The organism is Bradyrhizobium sp. BEA-2-5 (assembly GCF_032918025.1).
GTDB classification, from domain to species: Bacteria; Pseudomonadota; Alphaproteobacteria; order Rhizobiales; family Xanthobacteraceae; genus Bradyrhizobium; species Bradyrhizobium pachyrhizi.
This window is the reverse complement of sequence record NZ_CP136629.1, coordinates 6,373,799-6,390,126: the sequence shown is the minus strand read 5'-3', so window position 1 is coordinate 6,390,126 and position 16,328 is coordinate 6,373,799. Positions and strand designations below refer to the sequence as shown.

The following is a 16,328-nucleotide window of genomic DNA, read 5'->3' as shown; positions in this document are numbered from 1 at the left end:
TCGGGTCGCCTGCAATGAACGCGCCTATTCGCCTGCCGCTGCCACCGAGCCTCTACGCCGACACCGCGGTGCAGGCGACGCCGACGCCTCTGCTGACGTCGGACAAGAGCGTCTCGGTCGCGATCATCGGCGGCGGCTACACTGGCCTGTCCACCGCGTTGCATCTGGCCGAGCAGGGCGTCGAGGCGCTGGTGCTGGAGGCGCAGGAGCCGGGCTGGGGCGCGTCCGGCAACAATGGCGGCCACACCAATCCCGGGCTGAAGCACGATCCCGATCAGATCGAAGCGGATTTCGGCGCGGACCTCGGTCGCCGCATGATCGAGTTCTCCTACGGCACCACGAATTTTACCCACGACCTGATCCGCCGTTATCAAATTCCTTGCGAGGCGCGGCAGAACGGCACGCTGCGCGCGGCCTACAACGAAGCCAGCGCCGCTGCGATCGAGAAGACCGCGCAGCAATGCATCCGCCGCGGCATGCCGGTTAAGCTGCTCGACGCCGCCGAGATGCGGCAGATGACCGGCAGCGACCGTTACCTCTGCGCCATGCTGGATGCGCGCGGCGGCGACCTGCATCCGCTGAGCTATGCGCGGGGTCTTGCGCGCGCTGCGATCGGGGCCGGCGTTGCCGTCCATGGCGAGACACCGGCATTGTCGCTGCGCCGCGACGGCTCGCGCTGGCGCATCGAAACGCCACGCGCGGTGGTGCACGCAGAAAAAGTGCTGCTCGCCACCAACGGCTTCACCGATGATCTCTGGCCGGCGCTCCGCCGCACCATCGTGCCCGTGTTCTCCTCGATCGCCGCCACCGCGCCGCTCTCCGACGAGGTCGCCCGTTCGATCATGCCGACGCGTCCCGTCCTCTACGAGAGCGGCCACATCACCGTCTACTACCGCATCGACCAGCAGAACCGTCTCTTGATGGGCGGCCGCGGCCCGATGCGCTGGATCAAGTCGCCGTATGACGTCGCCTATCTCATCCGTTATGCCGAGCGGCTTTGGCCGCAGCTCAAGGGCGCTTCCTGGACCCATGGCTGGAACAGCCGGCTCGCCATCACCAAGGATCATTATCCGCACGTGCACGAGCCTGCGGAAAGCGTGCTGATCTCGCTCGGCTGCAACGGTCGTGGCGTCGCGCTCTCGACCGCGATGGGTGCGCAGCTGGCCCACCGGCTGATCGGCGGACCGAAGGTGGAGATCGACATGCCGATCACGGGCATCAAGCCGATCCCGATGCATGCGTTCTGGCCGGTCGGCGTGACCGCGACCGTGCTGACCGGCCGGGTGCTGGACCGCCTCGGTGTGTGAGGCATTTAACACAATTACAGAATGTGCTGGGCTAATCTCGTGCGTCGGATATATTCGCAGTCTTTACTGGAAGGCTGTTCATGCAATGCGAGCGATGCGGTCACGCAAACCGGGCTGGCAACGATTATTGTGAAGATTGCGGTGCGCCATTAGGCCTCAAATGTGACTCCTGTCAGCATGTGAACGGGCCCTCCAGCCGCTTCTGCGGCCGCTGCGGGACCGTGCTCGCCGCGGGCAGCGTCCGTCCCGACGCGCCCTCGCAGCGCCTGCTGCGTTCGCTCAGCACCAAGGGCGGCGAACGCAAGAACCTCACTCTGCTGTTTGCCGATATCCGCAACTCGACCAATCTGATCGACAGCCTCGGCGATCCCGAACTCGGCATGCGGCGCCTCGAGCCGGTGCTCGACCTGATGAAGGAAGCGGTCCACCGCTACGACGGCATCGTCAACAAGATCCAGGGCGACGGCGTCATGGCGCTGTTCGGCGCGCCGCCGCGCCCGCATGAAGATCATGCGGTCCGCGGCTGTCTCGCCGCGCTCGCCATGCAGGATTCGGTGGCCAGGCTCGCCGATCCCGGCATGCAGATCCGGGTCGGGCTGCACACCGGCGAAGTCGTCGTTCAGACGGTGGAAAACACCATCTACCAGACCTACGACGCCGCCGGCGCCAACGTCCATATCGCCAACCGGATGGAGCAGATGGCGGATGAGGGCGCGATCCTCATCACGCGCGACACCTATCTCGGCGCCAGGCAATTCGTCGAGGTGACGCCGCTCGGTATGCAGACCATTCGCGGCATCTCGATGCCGGTGGAGGTCTTCAGACTGACGGGGCTGCTCAGCGCGCCCGCCAGCGACGTTTTCCGCAGCGGCCGCCGCCTGACCTCGATGGTCAACCGGACCGAGCAGATGGCGGCGTTGGAGCATGAGCTGTCGCGTGCAGTTGGCGGCGACGGCCGGGTCGTCGGCATGGTCGGCGACGCCGGCATCGGCAAGAGCCGGCTTTGCTTCGAGTTCGCCGAAAATTGCCGCCGCAAGGGCATTCGCGTCTACGAGGCCCGCGTGCTGGCGCATGGCCGCGCAACACCGTTCCAGCCCGTGCTCGAGCTGTTGCGCGATATCTTCGGCATCCGCGCCAAGGAGCCGATCGAGACATCCCGGCGTCGCGTCATCGACCGTTTCGCCGAGATGGCCTCATCGGAGCAGGAACTGCTGGTGCTGCTCGAATTCCTCGGGCTCGCCGATCCGGCGTATCCGGCCCCGAAGCTCGATCCGCGTGCGCTGCGGCTGCAACTCCTCGAGCTGGTTCGAACGCTGGTGCGCGCGCGCCCCGGGGACGCGCCGGCGGTCGTCATGATCGAGGACCTGCACTGGATCGACGCCGCGAGCGAAGAGTTCGTCGAGACGCTGGTCGATGCCATCGTCGGCACCGCGACGTTGCTGGTGGTCAATTTCAGGCCGGGCTTCACGGCACCTTTCATGCAACGGTCTCACTACCGTCAGATCGCAATTCCGCCGCTGCCGTGGTCCGATTCGAACGAGCTGCTCCGCGAGCATTTCGGCAGGCATCCCTCGCTGGCCTCGCTGAGCAGCAATGTCATCGAACGCGCGCAGGGCAATCCGTTCTTCATCGAGGAGCTCGCCAACACCGTCGTGGAGCGCGGCAATGTCGAGGGCGAACGCGGCAACTACCGGCTCAAGCATGGCGTCGATGCGGTGCCGCTGCCTGCGACGGTGCAGGCCGTCGTGGCCGCCCGCATCGATCACCTCGAGGATATCGCCAAGCAGGTGCTCGAGACGGCGGCGGTGATCGGCCGGCTGGTCGCGATGTCGGTGCTGCGCCCGGTCGCGGCGCTGCCGAACGACGATTTGCAGAACGCCATCGCGCAGCTGCGCCAGGCCGAGCTGTTGTACGACCTGCCGCCCTACGACAAGGGATTGCTGGCGTTTCGCCATCCATTGATCCAGGAGGTCGCCTATGCAACTCAGTTGCGGTCGCGGCTGACCACGCTGCATGCGACCGTCGCCAAGGCGATCGAGGGCTTCGACTGGGGCAAGCTCGACGAGTTTGCCGGGCTGCTCGCCTATCACTACGAGGCCGCGGGCCAGCCGCTGGAGGCGGTCACCCATTTGCAGCGGGCGGCGCGCTGGATCGGCAAGACCAACTCCGCCGAGGCAATGAAGAGCTGGAAAAAGGTTCGCGCCCTGCTGCAGGACCAGCCCCCGTCCGAATATGTCGACCGGCTGCGGGCGATGTCGAGCGGCCAGATCCTCAACTTCGGCTGGCGTGAGGGGATGTCCGCCGAAGAGGTCAAGCCCTACGCCGAAGAGGCGATCAAATACGCACGCGCGGCGGACCCGGTGCACGAGCCGATCCTGCTCGGCGCCTACGGCAGGATTCTGGCCGCGACCGCGGCTGCCGACGACTATGTCAAGCTCGTGCAGGACGCCTTGAAGCTCACCTCCGGCACCGGGGACGTCGGACGGTTTGCGACGGTCAATGCCATGCTGAGCCAGGCGTTCTTCCTGTCGGGCCGTCTAGCCGAGGCGCTCGACGCCGGGCAGGTGGCGGTTGCCGCGATTGCCGAGCAGGGCGGTTTTCACAACAACGTCACACTCGGTCTCAACCCGAACCAGATTCTCGGCTTCGACGTCGAGCACTGGATCAGGTGTCTCGGCACCAGAATTCTGGTGCGGCTGGGCCGGTTCGACGAAGCCGAACGGCGGATCGCCGAGGTGCTGCGGGCCGAGCCGGAGCGCTTCGCCGCCGTCGTGCAGTTCATTCCGCATTTTGCGATGGTGGAGATGGGCTGGAGCCGCGGCCGGCCGGAACTCGCCAAGCCGCATGCGGCGAGGATCGCCGAACTGGCCGAGCAGTCCGGCACGCCCTATCTGCGGGTCGCGGCGCTCGCCGGCGCCGGCCTCGCCAGCGGCGCCGCAGGCGACTTCAAGATTGCCGCCGCCCAGCTTCAGGAAGCGATCGACTTTGCGCGCTCTGCGCGAGCCGGCCTCGAATTCGAGGCGCGCATGCTGGCCGATCTGGCCGAAGCGCTCTATCGCGCCGCTGACCACCATGCGGCCCTGCAAGCGGTCGACGAGGCGCTGACGGTCGCGCGGCGAAGGACCGATCGCATCGCCGAGCTGCACGCGACCGTGTTGCGCGGCCTGATCGTTTGCGCCTTGGGCAGCACGTCACATGAGGAGCTTGACGAGATTGTCGGCGGCGCTCAGAATCTGCTCGATGTCTCGGGGGCAGTCTACTTCACACCACAACTCGATCAGCTTCGATTGCATCTTGAGCGACGCCGCTAGACGCGACGATTTTTTCATTTCTGGAAACAAGGTATTGAGGGGATTTCAATGGGACGGATGATTCAAGACGATACGACGCGCGATGTCCTGGATCTGCTGAACAGGCGGTTTGGTCCCGGCGGGATCATGGAGATGGTGGAGCTGCAAAAGGAGTTCGACATCTTCTCCCCCAATCATCCGCTCGAGCAGTCGTTCCGCCTGATCGGGATCGAGCCGGCCGACCGGATCGAGCGGAAGCGCTGGTATACCTTCCTCGGCACGCTGAAGGACTATCCTTCCGATCAACCCAATGTGAGCGGATACAAACGGGTGGTCCAGGCGTTCCGGCAGGCGCTCACGCAGAGTCCGTATCTGCCGGTGCTCGTTAGCGTTCACGCCATGAAGGAAAATCCGAAGGTGACGTTTGCAGCCGATGGCCACACGCCGCTGATCTACTCGACCCAGTCGTATCGGGTTCTGTCGATCCCGACCAAGCCAAGCCAGGTCGCCCGCAAGGAGCTTGCGGCGATGGCGAAGCAGCGGCGGGCCAAAGCCAAGAAATGAGCAAGACGTGAGCATCGCAGCGGAGACCGCAGCTTTCGGCGCCGGAGGCGACCGGGCGCGGTTCTCCGACCTCTATGCCGATGTCGAATCCTACTACAGCGCGCGGGTCGCCAAATACGGCGCCACCCCGCGCGGGGTGGACTGGTCCTGCCAGGCCACCCAGGACCTGCGCTTCGTCCAGTTGCTGAAGCTCTGCGACTTCTCCGCACCGTTCAGCCTGAACGACATCGGCTGCGGATACGGCGCGCTGTGCGCCTATCTCGCAAGGCGCCATCCGCAAGCGGAGATCGACTATCTCGGGATCGACCTGTCGCTGGCCATGATCAGCCGCGCGCGCCGCCGTTTCTCGGCGCCGGGGCGCCGCTTCAAGGTCGGCAAAGGCAGCCTGCGTCGCGCGACCTATTCGGTCGCGAGCGGCATCATGAATGTCGATGTCGGCGGCTGCCGCCGATCCTGGGAGGCATTTGTCGCCGGGATGCTGGCCGACCTGCGCCGCGCCAGCCTGCGCGGCTTCAGCGTCAACTTCGTCACTGGCGGAACGGAAGGCACGGCGGCCGACGATGCATCGCCGGTGCAGCTCTATTGCACCAGCCCCGAGCCGTGGATCGATTATTGCGAACGCGAGCTTGGCTGCACCGTCGAGACCGTCGACGGCTACGGAATGAACGAAGTCACCCTGCTGGCGCGATGTAGGGATTGCTGATCGATCGGACCTGCGTCAGCCCAGGCAGATGAGAGCAGGTCGAGAGGCGTGACGCGATCGAAGCCTGCCGCACGGCTATCGCTTGTCCAGAATCCGCAACTCGGCCGTGGCGCTGGCGACCGTCACGTCGTTGGCGTCGATCAGATCGGCTTCGACGATCATGTCGCGGTCGGTCTGCGAGATGACCTTCGCCTTGGCCGTGATCGGGCCGATGCGCGCCGGTTTGAGAAACCGCGTGGTGAGAGTCCTGGTCACGACGGTTCGCGTTGCGGGCAGCGCTGCGAGCGCGCCGAGGCCCGTGGCTGAATCCAGCATCGCGGCAAGGAAACCGCCCTGGATCGTTCCGTGGCGATTGGTGAACAAGGGTTTCGCCTCGAAGCGGACGGTGGCGATTTCACCGTCGAAGCCCAGCCACTCGCGTCCAAGAAGTTGCGCGCCGGGCGGCACGTCTGCGCTTGCTTCACTCAAGCCGGTCACCGCAATTGTTGTCGGTCCAAATGTATCAGCCCGTTCGGGTCATGCAATGTCCGCGGGCGCGGGTCGCGAAGAGCGCCAAATCACTGAGTTGCCCGACCTTTTGCACGAGGCCCATGGGTGCGATCGGCACCCGGCTTTCCTGCGCCCTCTGCAAGCAAGAGGGCGGAAGGAAGAGCAAGCTCGGGCAGATCATGGCGCGGGAATGCGGGCGTATGACTCACAGGTCGCGCAACACCTTCACTGTCGTCCCGGCGAAGGCCGGGACCCATAACCACCGATGCTCGTTGTTTCGCGATGCTGGAACGACCAGCGCGATCCACAATTCTCGCTGCGGCGTATGGGTCCCGGCCTGCGCCGGGACGACGGTGGAGAAGGAGTCGTGCGTATAACTCACCCCTCCGCGACTGCGTCGCCCCAGGGCTGGAACGGCTCGGTGACGCCGCTGTTGGTGGTGCCGTCGCGCAGCACGACGCTCGGGCAGGCGAACTTCATCGGCAGGGTCTGGATGCGGGCCTCCTCGAAGTCGAAGCGGCCGCGCAGCGCCTCGCGCACGCTGGCGGGCAGGCGCTTATCGCCGATCACGACCGCGCCTTCGCTGGCGTCGATGCGCGGCTGGTGGATGGCGGCTTCCAGGTCCATGCCGAAATCCATCGCAAAGGACACGAGCTGCGTCACCGCCGGCAGGATGCGGCGGCCGCCGGATGCGCCCGCGGCGAGCGTGCGGCCGTCGGCGGCCTGCGCCACGACCGGCGTGTAGTTGGTGAGGCAGCGCTTGCCGGGGGCGAGCGAGTTGGTGGTGCCAGGCGTCGGGTCGAACCACATGATGCCGTTGTTCATGGGAATGCCGGTGTGCGGCGTCACGTATTTCGAGCCGAAGGTGGAGAGCAGCGTCTGCGTCACCGCGGCCATGTTGCCGTGACGGTCCACCACCGAGAAATGCGTGGTGCAGGTTGGCGCGATCGCTTCGGCGCCGAGCGCGCGCCGGCCGTCGACGTCGCCCATGTCCTTCAGCCGTTCGCGATAGGCGGCTTGCAGCGCCTCCGCATAGGCAGCGTAGGCCGCCGCATCCGGACCGCCCTGCGCGGGCGCCAGCGACTTTTGCAAAAGGCCGAGCGTGCGCGCCATGGTCGGACCCGCGGTCAGCTCCGGCGTCGCATAGACCGTGCCGCCGCGATAGGAAATTTTCAGCGGCTCGCGCAGATGGGCGCGGAAGGCGGCGAGGTCGCGCACCGACAGCGCGCCGCCGGCGGCCTGGATGTCGTCGGCTATGCTGCGCGCCAGATCGCCCTCGTAGAAATCGCGCGGACCGGCCGCGGCGAGCTGCGCCATCGTGGCTTTCAGCCTGTCCTGCGGCATGCGGACCACCGACCTGATGCCCCATTGCGCGTTCGGCGGCAGGCCGTCCTGCAGATACGCCGCGGCGCTGGCGGGATAGCGCCGCAGATCGGCCGCGGAGCTTGCGATCATCGCGGTGGTCCACCAATCGACCAGAAGGCCGTCGCCGGCGAGCTTGACGCTCGGCGCCAGCAGGTCCTTCCACGGCATTTTGGCGTGGCGGCGATGCGCCTCCTCCATGCCGGCCACGACCCCGGGCACCGCGATCGAGCCTGGCCCATGGATGTTGCGATCGTCCTTCACTCGCGGCCAGGGAAACAGGTCGGAAGCCGCGCCGCCGGTCAGCGGATAATCCTCGATGCGCAGGCCGTCGGGCGCGCGCATGCCGTAGTCGATCACCTCGACGCGGTTCTCCTTGGCGCGATACAGCACCATCGCGCCGCCGCCGCCGGCGCCGCTCATCCACGGCTCCACGACGCCAAGCGCGAAGGTGGTTGCGATCACGGCATCGACGCAGTCGCCGCCCGCCGCCAGCACCTCGGCGCCGACCTCGGCCGCCCGCCGCGATTGCGCGGCGACGATGCCGCCCTTGGATCTGACGGCGGGTTTGCGGATCACTTGCGAGTTGGAGAACTGGTCGGACATGGCGTTGCTTTCGCTGTTCTTGTTGCGGGTGGGGCACGTTGGCGTAGCATGCCAAGCATGGCACTGTCAGTGCAACAACAAGAACCAATTTCAGGGAGCGGAAAAATGACTGGTGTGAAGCGTGAACGGGACGGCAAGGTCGGCATCCTGACGCTCAACGATCCCGCGAGCCTGAACGCCATGACGCCGGAACTGCTCGGCGATCTCGCGCGCGCCGTCGGCGAGATGAGCCTCGACCCGGACATCCGCGCGCTGGTCCTGACCGGGGAGGGACGCGGCTTCTGCTCCGGGCAGAACCTCAAGGCGTTCCAGTCGCTCGGCGACAACATCTACACCGGCGTGATGAGGCATTATTGGCCGGCGATGCAGGCCTTGCGCGAGTGCCGCGTGCCCGTCGTGGTCGCCGTCAATGGCGTGGCGGCCGGCGGTGGCTTCAGTCTGGCGATGGCCGGCGACATGATCGTCGCGGCGCGGTCAGCAAGCTTCATCCAGGTGTTCAGCCGAATCGCGCTGGTGCCCGATCTCGGCTCGACCTGGCTGCTGCCGCGGCTGGTCGGCCGGCAGCGCGCGCTCGAGCTGATGCTGCTGAACGAGCCGCTGACGGCGGAACGCGCCGAGGAGAGGGGGTTGGTGCGCGACGTGGTCGACGATGCCAAACTGCTCGACGAGGCGAAGGCGCTCGCCGGCCGTCTCGCGGACGGACCGACGCGCGCGCTGGTCGCGACGCGGCAGCTGCTCGAGGAGAGCGAGCACGCCAGCTACGCCGATCAGTTCCGCCGCGAGATCGAGCTGCAGCAGGTGATCCGCGAAAGCGCCGACGCGAGGGAAGGCCGCCAGGCCTTCGTCGAGAAACGCAAGGCCCAGTTCACGGGAAGGTAATCCTTGATCGCAGGCACGCTAGCCGATCGCAATCGCGATCTTGCCGAAATGCGCGCCGCTCGCCATGTGGGCGAACGCGGCCTTGACCTGGTCGAAGGCGAACACCTTGTCGATCACGGGCTTGACGCCGTGCAGGCTGATGCCGTCGCACAGCGCCTGCAGGTCCTCGATCGAGCCGACGGTGACGCCTTGCAGCCGCTGCTGCTGCATCACCATCAGCGGCAGCCGCGTGTCGGACGCGGCGGGACCTGCGAGCACGCCGATGAAGGCGATGGTGCCGCCGATCCTGGTGGCGCGGATCGATTCGTTCAGCGTGCCGACGCCGCCGACCTCGACGACGAGATCGACGCCGCGCCCGGTCAGCTCGCGCGCCTTCTTGCCCCAATCGGGCGTGGACTTGTAGTTGAGCGTGACATCGGCGCCAAGTTGTTTCAGCCGCGCGATCTTGGCGTCGCTGGAGGATGTCGCGATGACGCGGGCGCCGCACATCTTGGCGAATTGCAACGCGAACAGCGAGACGCCGCCGGTGCCCTGGGTCAGCACCGTCTGCCCCGGCTTGAGGTCGCCGAGCTTGACCACCGCACTCCACGCCGTGAGGCCGGCGCATGGCAGTGCCGCGGCCTCGATGTCGTTCAGATGATCCGGCGTGCGCACCAGCGCATGCGCGGGGAAGACCCGGTACTCGGTCAGTACACCGTCGACGCTGCCGCCGAGCGCCGCGCGCATCCGCGCCTCGCTCGGCTCGCCGGCGAGCCAGCTTTCGAAGAAGCTGCCGATCACGCGATCGCCGGGTGCGAAGCTCCTGACGCCGACGCCGACCGCCTCGACCGTGCCGGCGCCGTCGGAGACCGGCACCAGCGGAAATTTCTGGCGCGAGCCGTAACCGCCCTTGACCGTGAGCAGGTCGCGATAGTTCAGCGTCGCCGCCTTCAGCCGCACCAGGACCTCGCCCGGGCCGGCTTGCGGAACCGGCTTGTCGACCAGCGCCAGCGCGTCGACGCCGCCGGGGCCTTGCAACTCATAGCATTTCACGGAACGTCTCCTGCTCGGTGCTCTTGTGTTGGGCAGCGCTCGCGGCGCCGCCGCGCATGTGCCGAGCATATGTCAGGCCCGCCGCGCGTGGCCAGAGCGCGCAGTGAAGCCGATGGAATGGCGCCCATGTCCGAACGCGTTGGCGGTGCCCGAAAATACCGCCAATCCGTGCCGTCAATGAAGGGACCGAGCGGAGGTGACGATGGCTGCCTTGCTTGAGACCAACGGCGATCTGATCGCAACGCTCGCACGCGGCGCGGTCCGCGTGCTGCTTGCCGCTGCATGGATCGCTTGCGGTGGTGCGATGGCCGCAGCAGACGACAGCCTCTACCGCGCGCAGACCGTCGTCACCGGCCAGGGCGAGCCGAACCGCATCATAGGCTTCGGGGCATGTCTGGAGGACGTCCTGATCAAGGTTTCCGGTCAGCCAATGCTGGCAGGCGACCGCCGGCTTGCCGTCTACAAATCGAAGGCCGGGGAGTTCGTCAGCAGTTTCGACTATCACGATCAGTATGTCGGCAAGCCGCATCATGACGAGCAGGGCACCCGCGACCGGCCGTACGACCTGACGGTGGATTTCGACGAGAAGAAGATCGACGGCATTCTCGCCAGGCTCGGTCTCAAGCCGTGGCGGTCGCAGCGGCCGGTGCTCGGCGTCTTCGCCGAGATGCAGCACGGTCCGAAGGACTACATCGTCACATCCGACGGGACGCAGTCCGACCTGCAGCGCGACGCGCTTGCGGCTGCCGCCCGCAAGCGCGGCATGGGCTTCGTGCTGCCTGATACAACCGGGTTGACGAGCGCCAACCTCACCGCCGCCGAACTGTTGAAGACGCCGTCGGCGAAGCTGAGTGCGATCGTCGCGCCGCATGGCGGCGAGGCCACCCTGCTCGGTCGGCTGGTCTGGGACGACAAGGATCTCGGCTGGGCCACGCAATGGCGGATGGCCTGGCACGGCAAGGATTACAAATGGCAGTTTCGCGGCGTCACCTTCGATGAAGCCTTCCGCCGCGGCATCGGCGGCGCCGCGCAGGTGCTGTCGGGCAATGGCGATCCGGGGCGACCGAAATGAGCTTGCGCGCGTAGCGGCTGGTTTTGCGCTATGGCGGGATGAAGTGAGGTTGAATCGGTTTGGCCTCGGGTTCGGCTCACCTCTCCCCAGCGGGGAGAGGTCGATTTGCGCAGCAAATCGGGTGAGGGGCCGCAGCTCAAACGAGGGACCGTAGCCCCTCACCCGGCGCTGCGCGCCGACCTCTCCCAAGGGAGAGGTGAACCTCCGACGCCGCTCCAATTCAACTTGATCTCATCATGCTCTACCCGGCGTAGCCAAGCGTTTGCGACGGATATTCCCCGAACATCGCGCGGTAATATTGCGAGAAGCGCCCGAGCTCGATGAAGCCCTGTTCGATCGCAACCTTGGAGACGGTGGTCTGGTCCGGGGTGCTTTCGCGCAGGATCGAACGGATCATGCAGAGCCGCTTGTAGCGCAGGAACGTCACCGGGCCGACCCCGAACACCTCGTGGAAGGCGCGGTGCAGGCTGCGTCGCGACAGCCGAAGCTCGGTGCAGATTTCCGAGACGTGGACCGGGCGCGTGCCCGCGGCGTGCAGATAGTCCTCGACGTGGCGCACCAAGCGCATCGCCGACGGCAGATAGCTCGTTCCGTCGGGGGGCAGCGATGTCACGACCGTCGCGGTCACGCAGTCGACGATCGCGCGCTTCCAGAAGCCGGCCGACGCGTCCGTCAAGGCGTCCGGATAGCGCGCGAGATGCGCGACGATCCGCGGCAGTTTGTCCGCCGCGCCCATGCCGATCGTGGGGTCGGCGCGAAAGTGGTTCTTCGCCTGCCAGGTTTCGGCGTCGGCGAGCCGCGGCTCGCCGCCGAATATATCGGGCAGGTCGGCGAGGTCGAAGCGGATGGCGGCGTAGGACGAGGCGCTGTGAAAGACCCCGTCATGCTCGACCGACGGAGGAATCACCAGCACATCGGCCGGCTGCATGTCGAATGCCCAATGCGTGACGCGGTCGGTCGCGCGCAGCAGCATCCCGATGATCAGCTTGGGGTCGGTCGAGATGCGCTGGGTACGGACCCCGACATTGAATGCGCCGATGCTGAGCGAAAAATCACCGATCCCGACGTGAGACAATGTGCCGCGCAGCTTGCCGCGCTCAAGCTGCATGACTTCGACATGCGAGCCTTTGACGGCATCGTGGAGACCCTCGAAGCCGTCAAGCTCGCCGGTGCTAACCGTCAGGTGTTGGCCCATATCCACGTTCACAACTGCAGCGCGATTAATCTACTAAATCCAAATGCTTGAAGTCAGTACAAACAGTTTGCCCCGCGACAATGCTCCTACGTTAGCTTGAGTTGCATGGCGAGATCGTGATGTGGATTTGCAAACCTGCAGATTTTCGCTTGTTTTTCCGAGAAAGCAATAAGGCCGGCCGGGCCGGATTGATCGAATTGGAGCATCTTTCGTTAAGCCTGCACGGCTCGGGGTTGAGATTGGCACAAAGTGCACATCACTTGTATAGTGCGTTCCGCTATCGTTTGAACTGACAGCAGAATTCGCTCGTGACAACGTCCAGTGGAACGAGTCACGACGGAGAACATTGTGCACGCAAGTGTGCACACGGATTAGCGACGGAGGAGAAAGGGAAGAAGGCCTGACGGATCAACGCTGCCGAAAAGTGCAGCACAGAAAAATGGAAGGGCGCGACAATGCACTCAGGCACGACGCAATCATGCACGACGTTCGGTCACCGAGATCATAAGCCTGCGATCTTCAACAAGATTTTCCGTCTGGCAGTCATTGGAGCAGCCGCGATCGTCGCGCAAGCAGGCCCGGCGTCGGCGGTCAGCATCGGCTCTTCCGCTTCATTCCCGATCATCAAACAGCAGGAAGGCAGCGGTAACGTTGTGCAGGTGCGCGCTGTCGCGCGCCGCGGCGGCGTTGCCGTCGGACCGCGCGGCGGTGCGGTTGCCTATCGCAGCCGGACGGTGGTGCGCCCAGGAGTGAGGCCCGGCTGGCACGGCGCCGGCACGCGCTGGGTTGGACCGCGGCCGGGAGGTTGGGCGCGGCCCGGCTGGTACGGCTGGCCGATCGGGGGCGCGGTTGCGGCCGGCGCAGCGATCGGTTTCGTCAGCGCGGCGAGCGCAGCCGCCTGGGCGGGACCGCCGCCGGCAGCGGGCATGTGCTGGTACTACACCGACCCGTCGCGAACACAGGGCTTCTGGGACTACTGCTCACGGTAAATGCGCGAAGGGGTGCATCGCCATGTCCCGGGTAGAGATCACCTCCGCCGAAACAGAGCGCGACGACCGCGTCCAGACCGACGACATGGTCTGGATTCCCGGCGGCACATTCCGCATGGGCTCCGACCATCACTATCCCGAGGAGGCGCCGGCGCATCGGGCGTCAGTCGATGGCTTCTGGATCGACCGCACCCCGGTGACCAACGCTCAATTCCGCGAATTCGTGCGTGAGACCGGGCACATCACGGTCGCCGAGCGACCGCCGGATCCTGCGCAATATCCGGGTGCGCTGCCGCATATGCTCTACGCCGGCTCGCTGGTGTTTCAGCCGCCGCGCCGCGTCACGACCCTGCGCGACTGGAGCCAATGGTGGACCTTGATGAAGGGCGCGAACTGGCGCCGCCCCTACGGCCCGCGCAGCAACATCAACGTGCTCGGCAGCCATCCGGTGGTCCACGTCGCCTATGCCGATGCGCTCGCCTACGCCAAATGGGCCGGCAAGGACCTTCCGACCGAAGCCGAGTGGGAGTTCGCGGCGCGCGGCGGGCTCGAGGCCGAGGAGTTCGCCTGGGGCAATGCCTTGACGCCCGGCGGCAGGCACATGGCCAACACGTGGCAGGGCAATTTCCCGATTCAGAACCTCTGCGAGGACGGCTTCGACCGGACCTCGCCGGTGACCGCGTTTCCGCCCAACGGCTACGGCGTCCACGACATGATCGGCAATGTCTGGGAGTGGACCGCCGACTGGTGGTCCGCCCGTCATGAGGCCGACGCTACGAAGCCCTGCTGCATCCCGCAGAATCCGCGCGGCGGTCGCGAGGATGCGAGCTACGACCCCGCCCAGCCCGCCATCAAGATTCCGCGCAAGGTCCTCAAGGGCGGCTCGCATCTGTGCGCCCCGAATTACTGCCGCCGGTATCGCCCTGCCGCCCGCCATGCCGAACCGGTCGACACCTCGACCAGCCATGTCGGCTTTCGCTGCGTGGTGCGGCGAGCCGATTCTCAATCGTCATAAAAACCGTTCGACAAGCAAGGAGCGTCAGAATGAGCGATGAGAGCAATATCGTTGCCAGGCCGTCCGGTAGTCGCGGAGGGTTGCTTCGTGGCTTGTTCGCGGCGGCGTTGGTCGCGACAAGCCTGGCGCCATTTGCCGGGTCTCCCGCGTCAGCGCAGCAGACGAACGCGGCAAAGCCGAACATCCTCGTCATCTTCGGCGACGATGTGGGCCAATCCAATCTGAGCGCCTATACGCGCGGTGTGGTCGGCTACAAGACGCCGAACATCGACCGCATCGCCAATGAAGGGATGATCTTCACGGATTATTATGCCGAAAATAGCTGCACGGCCGGCCGTTCGACTTTCATTACCGGTCAGGCCTGCCTTCGGACGGGACTCTGCAAGGTCGGCATTCCAGGCGCGACGGTCGGCCTGCAGAAGGGCGACATCACCATAGCGCAGGCCTTGAAGCCGCTCGGCTATGCCACGGGCCAGTTCGGCAAGAACCATCTTGGCGATCGGGACGAATATCTGCCGACCAATCACGGCTTCGACGAGTTCTTCGGCAATCTTTATCACCTCAACGCCGAGGAAGAGCCCGAGCGGCCGTACTTCCCGAAAGACGACCCGGCTTTCGTCAAGGCCTATTCGCCGCGCGGGGTGCTCAAGGCGTCCGCTGACGGAAAGATCGAGGATACCGGCCCACTCACCAGGAAGCGGATGGAGACCGTCGACGACGAGACCACCAGCGCTGCGATCGATTTTGTCACGCGACAGGCAAAGGCGAACAAGCCGTTCTTCACCTGGATGAACTTCACGCGCATGCACATCTTCACCCATGTTCGTCCCTCGATGCGCGGGCAAAGCGGCATGCCGGGCAATGAGTACGCCGACGGCATGGTCGAGATGGACATGAACGTCGGAAAGCTGCTCAAGACGCTCGAGGACCTGAAGATCGCGGACAACACGATCGTCGTCTTCAGCACGGACAATGGCCCGAACGCGTTCACCTGGCCGGATGCTGCGACGACACCCTTCCGATCGGAGAAGGACACCAATTGGGAAGGCGCGTTCCGCGTGCCGGCGATGATCCGTTGGCCTGGCCACATCAAGGCAGGCGAGACTGCCAACGGAATCATGTCAGGCCTCGACTGGTTCCCGACGCTGCTTGCCGCCGCCGGCGATCCCGGGGTGAAGGACCGCCTGCTCAACGGCTGGCAGCCGCAGGGCAGCCCGACCACCTTCCGCGACCACCTCGACGGGTTCAATCAACTCGACTACATCACCGGCAAGGCGGACAAGAGCGCACGCGACGAGTTCTTCTACTTCAATGACGACGGCGATCTGGTTGCGGTGCGTTTCGACAACTGGAAGTTCGTCTTTGAGAAGCAGGAGCAGCCCGGACAGTTCGACGTCTGGGCGAATCCCTTCAAGAAGCTGCGCGTTCCGAAAATGTTCAACCTGCGCATGGATCCGTATGAGCATGCTGAAATTTCCGGCAGTGGTTACGACCAGTGGCGTGTGGAAAACGCGTACCTGTTTGCCAAGGCGGTCATGAAGTCGGCCGCGTTCCTCCAGACGTTTGTTGACTATCCCCCGAGCCAACGGCCAGCCAGCTTCAGCATCGACCAGGTTCGTAGCCAGGTCGACAAGAAGATCGACGAGTCGTTCAAGAAGCGCGGTCTCGAATAGTCGCGGGGCCCTGCGAGACAGGCCAGTGGTATCGGCCTGTCTCGCGCTTATCCAAGGGGACTAGCGGATGGATGCTCGATCGAGCATAGGGTCTGCATCGACCGCGACCCGAGCACACCGAAAGAGACTGGACGCCGGTGCGAGCCGGAGGC

The 16,328-nt window shown here is 65.5% G+C and carries 13 protein-coding genes; 9 read left to right on the top strand and 4 right to left on the bottom strand.

Going from position 1 to position 16,328, the window contains the following annotated elements:
- The first annotated feature begins 14 nt into the window (after positions 1–14).
- From RX327_RS30160 to RX327_RS30145, 4 genes are all read left to right on the top strand, one after another.
- Entirely contained in the window at positions 15–1,307 is a 1,293-nt protein-coding gene (locus RX327_RS30160) for an FAD-binding oxidoreductase (RefSeq protein WP_317247962.1), read from the top strand.
- Between the two features lie 80 nt (positions 1,308–1,387).
- The gene (locus tag RX327_RS30155) at positions 1,388–4,618 is read left to right on the top strand and encodes an adenylate/guanylate cyclase domain-containing protein (protein WP_050383733.1); all 3,231 of its coding nucleotides are present in this window, start codon (positions 1,388–1,390) and stop codon (positions 4,616–4,618) included.
- 48 nt (positions 4,619–4,666) lie between these two features.
- On the top strand, positions 4,667–5,161 hold the full coding sequence (locus RX327_RS30150) for a hypothetical protein (RefSeq protein ID WP_063779892.1): 495 nt from the start codon (positions 4,667–4,669) through the stop codon (positions 5,159–5,161).
- Between the two features lie 7 nt (positions 5,162–5,168).
- On the top strand, positions 5,169–5,864 hold the full coding sequence (locus tag RX327_RS30145) for a class I SAM-dependent methyltransferase (protein ID WP_082190503.1): 696 nt from the start codon (positions 5,169–5,171) through the stop codon (positions 5,862–5,864).
- Between the two features lie 75 nt (positions 5,865–5,939).
- On the opposite strand, the gene RX327_RS30140 is transcribed toward RX327_RS30145, so the two are convergent.
- Both RX327_RS30140 and RX327_RS30135 read right to left on the bottom strand, forming a co-directional pair.
- The gene (locus RX327_RS30140) at positions 5,940–6,311 is read right to left on the bottom strand and encodes a PaaI family thioesterase (protein WP_050383731.1); all 372 of its coding nucleotides are present in this window, start codon (positions 6,309–6,311) and stop codon (positions 5,940–5,942) included.
- Between the two features lie 420 nt (positions 6,312–6,731).
- Positions 6,732–8,321, bottom strand: coding sequence for a gamma-glutamyltransferase (locus RX327_RS30135; RefSeq protein ID WP_317247961.1), 1,590 nt, complete (start codon positions 8,319–8,321; stop codon positions 6,732–6,734).
- A 105-nt stretch (positions 8,322–8,426) separates the two neighbouring features.
- Here RX327_RS30135 and RX327_RS30130 point away from each other — a divergent pair, with 105 nt between their 5' ends.
- Positions 8,427–9,200, top strand: coding sequence for an enoyl-CoA hydratase-related protein (locus tag RX327_RS30130; RefSeq protein WP_317247960.1), 774 nt, complete (start codon positions 8,427–8,429; stop codon positions 9,198–9,200).
- Positions 9,201–9,218: 18 nt separating this feature from the next.
- Here the strand turns inward: RX327_RS30130 and RX327_RS30125 are convergent, their stop codons facing one another.
- Positions 9,219–10,232, bottom strand: a complete 1,014-nt coding sequence (locus tag RX327_RS30125) for a zinc-dependent alcohol dehydrogenase family protein (protein ID WP_028335704.1) — start codon at positions 10,230–10,232, stop codon at positions 9,219–9,221.
- 202 nt (positions 10,233–10,434) lie between these two features.
- Between RX327_RS30125 and RX327_RS30120 the strand changes: the two genes are divergently transcribed.
- Positions 10,435–11,304 carry a DUF2066 domain-containing protein gene (locus RX327_RS30120; RefSeq protein WP_050383727.1) on the top strand — a complete coding sequence of 290 codons (870 nt, stop codon included), beginning with the start codon at positions 10,435–10,437 and terminating at the stop codon, positions 11,302–11,304.
- Positions 11,305–11,545: 241 nt separating this feature from the next.
- On the opposite strand, the gene RX327_RS30115 is transcribed toward RX327_RS30120, so the two are convergent.
- On the bottom strand, positions 11,546–12,499 hold the full coding sequence (locus tag RX327_RS30115) for an AraC family transcriptional regulator (protein ID WP_050383726.1): 954 nt from the start codon (positions 12,497–12,499) through the stop codon (positions 11,546–11,548).
- Positions 12,500–12,954: 455 nt separating this feature from the next.
- Between RX327_RS30115 and RX327_RS30110 the strand changes: the two genes are divergently transcribed.
- The 3 genes from RX327_RS30110 to RX327_RS30100 are packed head-to-tail and all read left to right on the top strand — an operon-like array spanning position 12,955 to position 16,176.
- The gene (locus tag RX327_RS30110; protein WP_050383725.1) at positions 12,955–13,488 is read left to right on the top strand and encodes a hypothetical protein; all 534 of its coding nucleotides are present in this window, start codon (positions 12,955–12,957) and stop codon (positions 13,486–13,488) included.
- Positions 13,489–13,510: 22 nt separating this feature from the next.
- Positions 13,511–14,503, top strand: coding sequence for a formylglycine-generating enzyme family protein (locus RX327_RS30105; RefSeq protein WP_050383724.1), 993 nt, complete (start codon positions 13,511–13,513; stop codon positions 14,501–14,503).
- A 29-nt stretch (positions 14,504–14,532) separates the two neighbouring features.
- A complete protein-coding gene (locus tag RX327_RS30100; RefSeq protein ID WP_082190502.1) occupies positions 14,533–16,176 on the top strand; it encodes an arylsulfatase in 1,644 nt (547 codons plus the stop codon).
- Positions 16,177–16,328 lie beyond the last annotated feature (152 nt).

What these genes read in the sequence shown, in the direction of transcription:
- RX327_RS30160 (WP_317247962.1), top strand. Translation starts at nt 15, where the DNA reads ATGAACGCGCCTATTCGCCTGCCGCTGCCACCGAGCCTCTACGCCGAC.
- RX327_RS30155 (WP_050383733.1), top strand. Translation starts at nt 1,388, where the DNA reads ATGCAATGCGAGCGATGCGGTCACGCAAACCGGGCTGGCAACGATTAT.
- RX327_RS30150 (WP_063779892.1), top strand. Translation starts at nt 4,667, where the DNA reads ATGGGACGGATGATTCAAGACGATACGACGCGCGATGTCCTGGATCTG.
- RX327_RS30135 (WP_317247961.1), bottom strand. Translation starts at nt 8,321, where the DNA reads ATGTCCGACCAGTTCTCCAACTCGCAAGTGATCCGCAAACCCGCCGTC.
- RX327_RS30130 (WP_317247960.1), top strand. Translation starts at nt 8,427, where the DNA reads ATGACTGGTGTGAAGCGTGAACGGGACGGCAAGGTCGGCATCCTGACG.
- RX327_RS30120 (WP_050383727.1), top strand. Translation starts at nt 10,435, where the DNA reads ATGGCTGCCTTGCTTGAGACCAACGGCGATCTGATCGCAACGCTCGCA.
- RX327_RS30115 (WP_050383726.1), bottom strand. Translation starts at nt 12,499, where the DNA reads ATGGGCCAACACCTGACGGTTAGCACCGGCGAGCTTGACGGCTTCGAG.
- RX327_RS30110 (WP_050383725.1), top strand. Translation starts at nt 12,955, where the DNA reads ATGCACTCAGGCACGACGCAATCATGCACGACGTTCGGTCACCGAGAT.
- RX327_RS30105 (WP_050383724.1), top strand. Translation starts at nt 13,511, where the DNA reads ATGTCCCGGGTAGAGATCACCTCCGCCGAAACAGAGCGCGACGACCGC.
- RX327_RS30100 (WP_082190502.1), top strand. Translation starts at nt 14,533, where the DNA reads ATGAGCGATGAGAGCAATATCGTTGCCAGGCCGTCCGGTAGTCGCGGA.